Consider the following 9,595-nt stretch of genomic DNA (forward strand, 5'->3'; position numbering starts at 1 on the left):
TTGCTGGCTCAAAGAGTGCCCAGAAAAGCCTTTGATTTCGCTGGTGTTGTCCGGGACGGTTGTAGGTGTCTCACTAATGGGAAGTGGACAATAGGTTTGACAAATCCTTTTGTTTCATGGTGTATTCATATGCTACATACTTAGCATATGAAAAATACAATACGAACATGATTAAAGAAATGAAGTCCTTCAGAATGGTGGTAACTAAAGGTGGATTCAGAGCTGCTGCCATGGAACTGAATATATCGCCAGCGTTAGTGACTAAACACATAAATGCTCTAGAAAAGAAGCTTAATTCTGCTTTATTAAAAAGAAACTCAAGAAACATTACTTTGACGACCGAAGGTAAGGTCTTCTATGAGAATGTGATCAATCTTCTTAAAGACTATGACCTCTGTATGCATCAACAGATGAGCGCTCTTAGTGATATAAACGGGAAACTCAAAGTTGGTGTTCCACATTCTATAAACAACCTTCACCTTTTACCTAAATTAGATAAGTTTATAGAAAGACACCCTAATATAAATTTGGAATTAATATCAGGTAATCATTCCCTAGAATTATTTAGCCATGGATACGATTTAGCATTTCACTGCGGAAACCTGCCTGACTCTAATTTATATTTCACTAAACTAGGACACTGGAGAAAAAAAACCTGCCTCACCAGAAAATACATGGATAAATATGGAACTCCTAAAATACCAGCTGATTTAGAAAATCACAACTGTATTGTTCACTTTGCCAATAGAACAGCAACATGGAAATATGTCGTGAACAAACTAGAAGTTGATGTAGCGGTTAAGGGTAATACGATCATTAATAACAGCTTAGATATTTTAAGGTTTACTAGTGAAAATTTAGGTATCTGCTACCTTCCAGATTTCACTGTTTCCCAAGAATTAGAAAAAGGTGAGCTTATTACAGTTCTCGATGAGTTCATGCCTCCACCTCTTCCCATATATATCGTGCATATCAACAGAAACTTATCACCAAAAGAGAAAGCTTTTATCGAATTCATTAAGTCTCTGAAGATATGCTCGTGCTAATCAATCAGGGTCCAACATTTTGAGTGGCGTGTCTAATGATATTTCCCGCACTCTGGATTTGGTTAATCCTATGTTTTCAAACCAAGTCGCTGATTGAGTCCTCCATTCAGGAATGTCTATTTGACTGATCTGACCTAAATCTGAGCTGTAGACTACATTTTTTTGGTTAGTTACTACATCCGCAAAGTCTTCAAGCGATTGGTAGCCCAATAAAATTGTTAGTGCTGTTTGTTCAGTATATAGCCAGTCAAATCCTTCAAACTGCCTTAGTTCCTTTGCAGAAAGGCTAGTAATAGGATTGGCTGGCTGATTGAGCATCAACCTAACTTTTTTACTATGACCATGAATGTATTCCACCAAAGCGAATATTTCATGCTTTGCGGCGTGGCCCGTAGAAATAACGATATTTTGGTTTTCGGCAAACTCGATGATCTCTTTTACACTATCGAGTAGCTTGCCATCATCGTCGGTTATTTTTATAGACCTAGTGGCAAATTCAACTACCTGTTCATTAGAATATGAACGAGTTAGCTTACTCTTATGCTTATTAGGAACAATGGTTGGCAAGTGGACCAACATTCTTCCTTTAAGCTTAAACTCATATTGGCAAAGAGCATTCTTTATTGGCTGGATGCTAAGGCCTCCCGATATATCATTTAGAACGGTGGAACCAAAAACGGGTAAATCAAGACTTTGAGCCAAACTAGCGATAGATGCACAACTACCAAGATGATTCTTAAGTACCACGCCTCCTTTTAACTTTTGATACATTTCCCCCGCTTGTATAACGTTATAACGCCTTTTGAATTGGTCTACATCTGCATGGTAATGAACGTCTAGAAACTCAAGACGCTCACTCCAATAACTGGAAAATTCTGACACGCTACTACTCCTTCCAGGGTTCGCTATAGCCGTGTTGTGCTCTGGCTTCTTCGAGATTTTGGCCACCAGAAATTGCACCGAGAATATTTAACTCGGTTCGTTCGGTTTTTTCTGCCCTATAAATCACTTCTTCTAAGTGTTCAGCGGGGATCGCCAGAACACCATTCATGTCACCAAACAGCCAATCTGAGTCTTTAACAGTTGTTCCATTGATGTCCAATTGTACTTTAGTCGCTTCAACTACTGCTCGGTTTTTTCCGGAAACCATATACACCCCTGTTGAGAACAAAGGGTATTCTTTTTCCTTGATTTCCTGTAGATCGCGAGCGGATCCAAAAATGACAGTTCCAGCTAAGTTTTTTAGTTTGGCTTTTGTGGTTAGTATGCCGCCCCAACTAGTACAGTCCGTACGTCCTTGGTTATCAACTAAAACCACGCTGCACTCAGGTACGTTGTCGATGTAATTTCCTGCGTTTTTAAAATGTTTTGAATCAAACTGTATTGGTTTGTATTTAACAGTAAATGCCGGACCCGCCATTTTAAGGCCGTTAGTTCTACACTTAATACCTAGCAAACCACCGTTTATTGATAAACTATCCAATGCATCAGAAATCGCCGGTGTATCCAATTCAAGAAGTCTCGCACGGAGTTCTTTTTGTTTGTTAGTTAGCATGCTGCATCCTTTATATAGTTCTCTGATAATCTGATCGCGAAATTACATAGATATTCTTTTATAAACACTTGGATTTCTGACCCGCGACATGGGAATGATATTGAGTCAATATTTCCATTATCATCGTTACAAAACAACCAACAAACGCCTGTGAAGTTCTTATTTTCTAGTAACTCAATTAACGAAGGATAAACCCAAAAATGAATCGTTTTATTGATATTTTTTCTGTTAGTTATCGTAGACAGTTCATTAGAAATTTTTTTACTAACTGAATCACCATTGGATTCCCAGTTAATCCCGACATTTTGTCTTGATACTATCTCCGATGCTTTTTCTCCACTTTCACTAATAAGAAGTTTTCCAAATTTCTTTCTTATAGCTTGAAGTGTCGAATCAGCAACAGTATGACCTTTAGGATGAATTGCTTCGACCTGCACATATGGATACTCCCAAAGGAAATGGAGTTTTAAGTCATATTTCTTGAGCGTTGTTTCAAAGAAAGTCCCTACCTCTCCTTCGCTTACACCTATAATGCTCCATTTGTAGCTATTGGTAGAGGTTGAAGCATTTACGGTTTCAGTTAAGTACTTTTCAAGTAAATATTTTGCTTCGCCTGGTGGACCAGGCAAGACAAGTACTTTTGTCCCATATATGTTTAAAGAGAAGCCATTAGCTGTGCCATTTGGGTTACTTAAAATAGCTGCGGTTTCAGGGAACATAGCTTGAACTCGATTTGACTCATCTACAGTTACGTTGAAATTTGTCAAACGTGACTCTATATATTTCCAGGAATCTTCGTTAAAGACTAAGCTCTCTTTGGCAACTTCAGCTACTGCAAATCTGGTTCGGTCATCACTTGTAGGTCCTAAACCACCGGAGACCACCAGGTAGTCAACATCACCAGCTAATTTTGAAATGCTTTGTTTAATGTCTATAACGGAATCGCTACAAACTATCTGCCTAACCACTGAATAGCCCTTATGCTTAGCAATTTGGGATAAATAAGACAAATTAGTATTGATTGATTTTCCCGAAAGTAATTCGTCACCAATAGTTAATATGGCCACTGTTCTACCTTCGGTTTGATCACGATATGCATCGATAATCGCTTGAGAGACTTCAACAGTTGTAGCGTCTCCTCCAAAATCATAACTAAGGGCTACACGAGATTTTATGACGTACTTTACGGCATCTTGGAGACGAGATGCGTGATCTGGATACCCCAAGTAATCCAGCATTAATGCAATAGACATAAATAAGGCACAAGGGTTCGCCTTTCCCTTTCCAGCAATTTTGGGTGCACTGCCATGAACTGGTTCAAAGTAGGCAATATCAGAACCTATATTCGCGCTAGGAGCTACACCTAAGCCACCCATTACACCTGCAGCCAAATCCGATAAGATATCTCCGAACATATTCTCAGCGACAATTACACCAAACTCATGTGGTTTCTTAACTAACCATAAGGCAACTGCATCAACGTTGTGTATGTCAGCCGTAATATCAGGATAGTGACTTGCAAAATCAAAAAATATATCTTTCGCAAATTTACCGCTTTCACGCATTACGTTTGGCTTATCTGCAAAGGTTACTCTTTTAAGACCGTGCTCTTCGGCATAACTGAACGCCTTCTTAAATAATCTAGAAAGTCCGTGCTTTGTTTGTAGTCGAACAGACCAAGCTGCTTCTTTAGAACCGTAAACATCGATATTTGGGTGAGTCAGAAAATTATCTAGATTCTCTGGAATCCCCTTGAAATCAAAACCTGCATACAATCCTTCTGTGTTTTCCCTTATAACGCATAGATCAAACGGTTCCCTGTCTCCGTTAATATAATATGCTGGTCTAATGTTAGCGAAGAGACCAAGTTTTTGTCGCAGCTGTATGACAGGTGACACATATTGCCAATTTTTATTTTGAAGTTCTTTCGGAAGTGCCTTCTCGGCTTCGTCTTTACCTTTGCTGGTAATGGCACCTAGTAATACTGCATCCGATTTTGTTATTTGATCCCAAGTTCTCACTGGTATTGGAGTGCCTTCGTTTTCCCAGCATGACCAACCAATATCCCCAAATGACAATTCAATAGGCAGTGCTAAAACATCAAATATTGGTAACGCAGCGTTACAGACATCCACACCAATACCGTCTCCAGGAAGAACTAGTACTTTTTTATTTTCCATTTCATAACCAATTTTCTACTGTTTTATAGGATTGCTTCTCATTGTCTTGCCAAGGACGCATCCCGGCATTTTTAATAATTGAAGCTGTGTATGTGGGACTATTATAGTTCTCTAAAAGGTTTTCTTTACTGACCATCTGAGAGAGCTCACCAACCATTAAAAGTGTCTTGCCTTTAAACTCCGTAATAGACTCTCTGGCATCGATTTGCTTAAGAATAGAGAAACCGGCTTTCATCCTATTTATAGCATCACTAAACGCGTTTTTATCGATCCTCGGAGCTCTAATTTCGTAACTGTTTTTAGGAGGCAGCCATTCGTACAATTGATTCATTGCAACATCTAAATTTTTAGTTTCCAAATTATCTACTAGCGCCGAGAGTTTTGTATCTAGTTCCTTGTCAGGAAATGTCGGACCAGAAATAGAAATTACCCTATCAATATTGTTTAGCTCACAAGAAAGCTTTTGCGCTAATGCTCCGCCCAGTGCCATCCCACCTATTAAAAATGGCCTACCATTTGTTATAAAGCTAAGAGCTTCCTTTAATTGCTGTAGTGAAACACCTAAATCGGAGGTGGTTGTAATTGACAGCGTATCAACAACTGTCACATCGAAGCCACGACGAGTAAGCAGGGATATCAAAGGCTCACAAAATTGGCCGTAGTCCCACACTGGCATTACGGGTGCCAATATGACGGCAATTTTTTTATCTAGACCCGATATACTAGTGGCAGGAAATGATATTGAATTCAAGCAGGAATCCCCCTGCTTAAACTTAGCGCCCCTTCGAGTACTTTATCGACATCGTCCATGTTAGCGAATAGTGGGTTTTCCTTGTATTCGACACTTAGGTTACTAACGCCAAGAATCATGTCTAAGACTTTTCTCTCAGGTTTTATAAAGAAAGATTGAGCGCTAAGGATTTCGCATTGCTTGAATAAATGGCCAAGTCGATACTTGTCGGAGCCTAAATTATTAGTTACATAACTGATCCAACTTTCAATGTTTAAGTTGCCTGAGCCTTTACACATGCCCGATATGGAGCTATCAATGAATTCAGCTCCGGCTAGGTGCGCTTCAATGCTATTAGCCATCGCCATATTGATGTTGTCATGAGCATGAAAACCTATTTTCATCGAATCGCTGGCATTTGCGAGTGTAGATATGTATTTATTTACAAGTCTTGGTGTCAAGCTCCCATTAGAATCAGCAAGATAAATGATATCTACGCCATATTTCTCTGCAGCCCAAACAAGATTTATCAACTTATTAAGTTTGGTCTGACTTACACGTACTGCATTAATACTGACCAACATGCCAAGACTTTTCGCATGTTCAGCATAACTTAATGTTTGATTGAAATATTCATCAGTGCAAGTATCAATATTTAAGCAAAGCCTTAAGAATCCAACGCCATTTCCATAGAGGTGCGTAATATCAGATTTTGATATATTCTTGGTATGACAAATAACACAAAGATTTGCTTCTGGTACTGCTCGATGAATCTTAGAAACATATTGGTTACTACACATCCCTGTAATACCAATGTTATCAATTGGCTTAAACGAGCCATTCTTATAACCAATTTCAATCCATTCTATGTTACTTAGCGTCATGTTTCTCACATGTTCAATAGCATATTCCACGGTAAAGTTGAAGTTATTTAAATACCCGCCATCACGTAAAGTCACATCTACATTTTGTAAGTTATTCATTTTTATCTCTTTATTAATTAATTGCACTGCTGAATTTTTCTTCTTCTTTTTTACCAAGTGTGTAAATTGCAATCCCAATGAAAGATGAAATTGCGATTATTACACCCGTTTTAAAATTTTCATGGTTTGACAAAACTCCAATAAAGTATGTTGATGCTGCTGCACTTCCGATTTGCATACATCCCATAATTCCAGAGGCAGTACCAGATAATTCAGGAACTGAACCGATTGCGCTAGCTGTTCCTAGAGGTAACAAAAAACCATTACCGAATGTCAGAATAGAAATAGCCAGGATACTTGTTAGAATTGGAAATGGACTGATGTATGTTTGAAATCCGAATAAAAGTCCACCAATGAAGAATATCTTATAGCCAAGGTCTATCGTCGCGTTTATACCTTGTTTTTTAGCTAATTTTTTGGCTGTAATGTTTCCTAAAACATAAGTCAAAGACAAAGTAAGATATGAGTATCCAACTAACTCGACGTTTAGTCCAAGGGATGTAAGTATGAATGGTGACTCAACGATATAAGCAAAATAAATTGCGTAAGCAAAGCAAGGAATTGCCGAATAGTATAAGAATGGGCCGTACTTTAATACTTTTAAAGAATTTAATGATAAGGACTTGAGGTTGAATGGAATTCTTTTCTCTTTAGGTAGTGTTTCCTTCAATACAAATAAGCTAAGAATTATCGTAACAAAGATAAATACCGTTAAAAATAAAAAGCATGATTTCCATCCAAAGTTATCACTCAGAACACCGCCTATCATTGGAGCTATCGCAGGTGACATACCAACAAATGGAAATATTGTTAAATAGAAAATGCCTGCACTCTCTTTATCAAGTAAATCACTGATAATAGCTCTGCTAATGGTGATCCCCGCACATGCCCCAATTCCTTGAAGTAATCTTAATATCATTAATGAGTGAAAATCTTGAGAAAAATAGACTCCAACCGTCGAAAGTAACCAAATGAACAATCCAAAAAGCAAAACTTTCTTTCTGCCAAGGCTATCTGTAATTGGACCGTAAATAAGTTGTGTTATTGATATTCCAAATAAAAATATAGCGATGGAACTTTGCATGTCCTGTGGAGTTGCATTATAAAATTCACTCATATCTTTTAATGCAGGAAGGAAAATATCTGTAGATATTAATCCTCCCAACGATAATAAACATATTAACAATGCCAATATAAGAGACACTTTGTTTTTCAAAATCATTCTCCGTAAAAATTTTTCACATAATAGTCTTGCTAATAAAGAAGGGGAATACATTTAGTATTAAACGAATCGTTTACTAATTTTAAACGCCGAAAGCGTTGTTTCTGATCTTTACCCCAGGGTGAGAGCATGAGTTAACAAGTTGTAAAATCGTAACCCTTCACCAGCCCCTTATTGACAGCCAAAAGTGACGATCATCTCTTGATCTCACTTTGCCTCTTGAGTGATCCTGCCAGGCTGTCAAACTGGCACCATGAAAAAGAAAAATCACTTTACTGCTGAGCCACCCAATATGAGCAATATTGGTGAAGCTAACGCCCTAATCCGCGAGCTGTGGGCCAAACTCCGTGAATATGAAGACCGGCTGGCACAGAATTCCAGGAATTCGTCACGCTCGCCCGCCAGCGACACGCCTCAGGCCAGGGCCGAGCGCCAAAAGCTCAACGCCCTCGTCGCCGAAATCAGGCTGGCGCTCAGCCAGGCCACGAAGGGCACCGCAGACCACTGAGCGAGCTGAAGGAAACGGATGCCGTTATCCAGTGCCTGCCTGACACCTGTTGCCAGGAATGCGGTGGCGAAGTCGTCCCGAATCCATCACCGACTTATCGTCATCAGGTCTTCGAGCTGCCGAAAGCCGCACTGGATATCACCGAGTACCAGCTGTTCCACGGCAGGTGCCGGTGCTGCAACCATACATCAAGGGCAGACCTGCCTGACGATGCCCCCTCCGGTCAGATGGGACCTAAGCTTCTGAGCCAGATAACAGTGCTGGCGGGACAGTGCCATCTGAGTATCAGCAAAATACAGGCCCTGCTCCGCAACCAGTACGGCACCCACTTCTCCACCGGCGCCATCTCTAAGGCTCAGGGTCGGGTCAGCGCGATGCTGACCCCGGTACACCAGGCTCTTCATCATCACGCGAAGCAATCCGCTGTCATCCATATCGACGAAACCACGCACAGCCGCAACGGAGAAGCGGCCAACCGCTGGGTCTGGCTGCTCAGCGGCAGTGATGCGGTGTATCAGACTATCCGCTACTTCCGGAACACGGACACCGCCAAGTCCCTGTTGGATGAAGCCTGCCCGGCGGTTGTCGTCACCGACCAGTGCACCAGCTGCAACTGGCTGGATACCTCCCGCCACCAGTTCTGCTGGGCGCATGTGACCCGCAATCTCAAGCAGATGGCAGAATACAGCGGCGGAGGGCTGACCGCCTTTATCGGAAAACGCCTGGTCCTGCTGTGCCACAGCGTGTTCCGGCTTCAGCACCGCTATGAAAGCGGCGATATCGATGAGGCCCGCTGGCGCAACCGAATGGCCAGACTCAGAAAGCGTCTGTCGGCGTGGCTCAGAAAAGGTGAACAGGTGCCGGCATCACGATATGCAGGGCGGTGTTCCTATATCCTGAAACACGAAACCGGGCTTTGGGTCTTCCTCAATCATGACGGCGTGCCGCTGACTAACAATGAAGCTGAGCGGTGCCTGAGGGGCAGTGTCATCATGCGGAAAATCTGCTTCGGCACCAGCTCCCACCGGGGAGAGCAGTTCCGCTCGCGGGTTCTGTCGGTGGTCGAAACCTGCAAGAAACGAGGGATGTCAGCGCTAGATACCATCAGCGATATAGTGACGGCTGTTATCCGAAAGCAGCCGTACCCGGATGTGTTCGGGCTGGCTACTGGCTAGTCAATACCCCACTGGTGAATGGTTACGAATTTTTCCCTGTGGGAGTGGGTTTCTTGGATTCAAATATTGTTGTTGGGCAGGCGGTAATCCATATAGCGAGTACCGTTAAAATTGCTATATCTGAGTTTGCTGGTATGTCGCGCTTGAGTCCGGTGGTTTATTTGGCATGAACTGATGCGCGCCAGACACTCTTTGC

8 protein-coding genes are annotated in these 9,595 nt (G+C 41.3%); 2 read left to right on the forward strand and 6 right to left on the reverse strand.

What is annotated here, in order from left to right; all coding sequences use genetic code 11:
• The first annotated feature begins 167 nt into the window (after positions 1-167).
• Positions 168-1,046 carry a LysR family transcriptional regulator gene (locus tag P0Y67_RS21410; protein WP_342393501.1) on the forward strand — a complete coding sequence of 293 codons (879 nt, stop codon included), beginning with the start codon at positions 168-170 and terminating at the stop codon, positions 1,044-1,046.
• On the opposite strand, the gene P0Y67_RS21415 is transcribed toward P0Y67_RS21410, so the two are convergent.
• The 6 genes from P0Y67_RS21415 to P0Y67_RS21440 are packed head-to-tail and all read right to left on the reverse strand — an operon-like array spanning position 1,047 to position 7,710.
• Entirely contained in the window at positions 1,047-1,928 is an 882-nt protein-coding gene (locus P0Y67_RS21415; protein ID WP_342393502.1) for a DUF6282 family protein, read from the reverse strand.
• Between the two features lie 4 nt (positions 1,929-1,932).
• Positions 1,933-2,601 (reverse strand): RraA family protein, encoded by a 669-nt coding sequence (locus P0Y67_RS21420; RefSeq protein ID WP_342393503.1) that lies wholly within the window; start codon positions 2,599-2,601, stop codon positions 1,933-1,935.
• Positions 2,595-4,781 carry an isocitrate/isopropylmalate family dehydrogenase gene (locus tag P0Y67_RS21425; RefSeq protein WP_342393504.1) on the reverse strand — a complete coding sequence of 729 codons (2,187 nt, stop codon included), beginning with the start codon at positions 4,779-4,781 and terminating at the stop codon, positions 2,595-2,597. Before P0Y67_RS21425 ends, P0Y67_RS21420 begins: the two co-directional genes overlap by 7 nt.
• Before the next feature lies 1 nt (position 4,782).
• Entirely contained in the window at positions 4,783-5,532 is a 750-nt protein-coding gene (locus tag P0Y67_RS21430; protein ID WP_342393505.1) for a hypothetical protein, read from the reverse strand.
• A complete protein-coding gene (locus P0Y67_RS21435) occupies positions 5,529-6,494 on the reverse strand; it encodes a hypothetical protein (protein ID WP_342393506.1) in 966 nt (321 codons plus the stop codon). The genes P0Y67_RS21430 and P0Y67_RS21435 overlap by 4 nt, the downstream gene beginning before the upstream one ends.
• Positions 6,495-6,507: 13 nt before the next feature.
• A complete protein-coding gene (locus P0Y67_RS21440; RefSeq protein WP_342393507.1) occupies positions 6,508-7,710 on the reverse strand; it encodes a multidrug effflux MFS transporter in 1,203 nt (400 codons plus the stop codon).
• Between the two features lie 259 nt (positions 7,711-7,969).
• Between P0Y67_RS21440 and tnpC the strand changes: the two genes are divergently transcribed.
• Positions 7,970-9,399, forward strand: a protein-coding gene (gene tnpC / locus P0Y67_RS21445) for an IS66 family transposase (protein WP_342393508.1) whose coding sequence is annotated in 2 segments (ribosomal slippage) — positions 7,970-8,150 and positions 8,150-9,399 — 1,431 coding nt in all. Because the reading frame shifts where the segments join, the coding sequence is not laid out codon by codon here.
• Positions 9,400-9,595: the final 196 nt, after the last annotated feature.

This window comes from Photobacterium sp. SP02, from assembly GCF_038519165.1.
Lineage (GTDB): Bacteria > Pseudomonadota > Gammaproteobacteria > Enterobacterales > Vibrionaceae > Photobacterium > Photobacterium halotolerans.

Coding starts and splice junctions, on each gene's coding strand:
- P0Y67_RS21410 (WP_342393501.1), top strand. CDS start 168: ATGATTAAAGAAATGAAGTCCTTCAGAATGGTGGTAACTAAAGGTGGA.
- P0Y67_RS21420 (WP_342393503.1), bottom strand. CDS start 2,601: ATGCTAACTAACAAACAAAAAGAACTCCGTGCGAGACTTCTTGAATTG.
- P0Y67_RS21425 (WP_342393504.1), bottom strand. CDS start 4,781: ATGGAAAATAAAAAAGTACTAGTTCTTCCTGGAGACGGTATTGGTGTG.
- P0Y67_RS21435 (WP_342393506.1), bottom strand. CDS start 6,494: ATGAATAACTTACAAAATGTAGATGTGACTTTACGTGATGGCGGGTAT.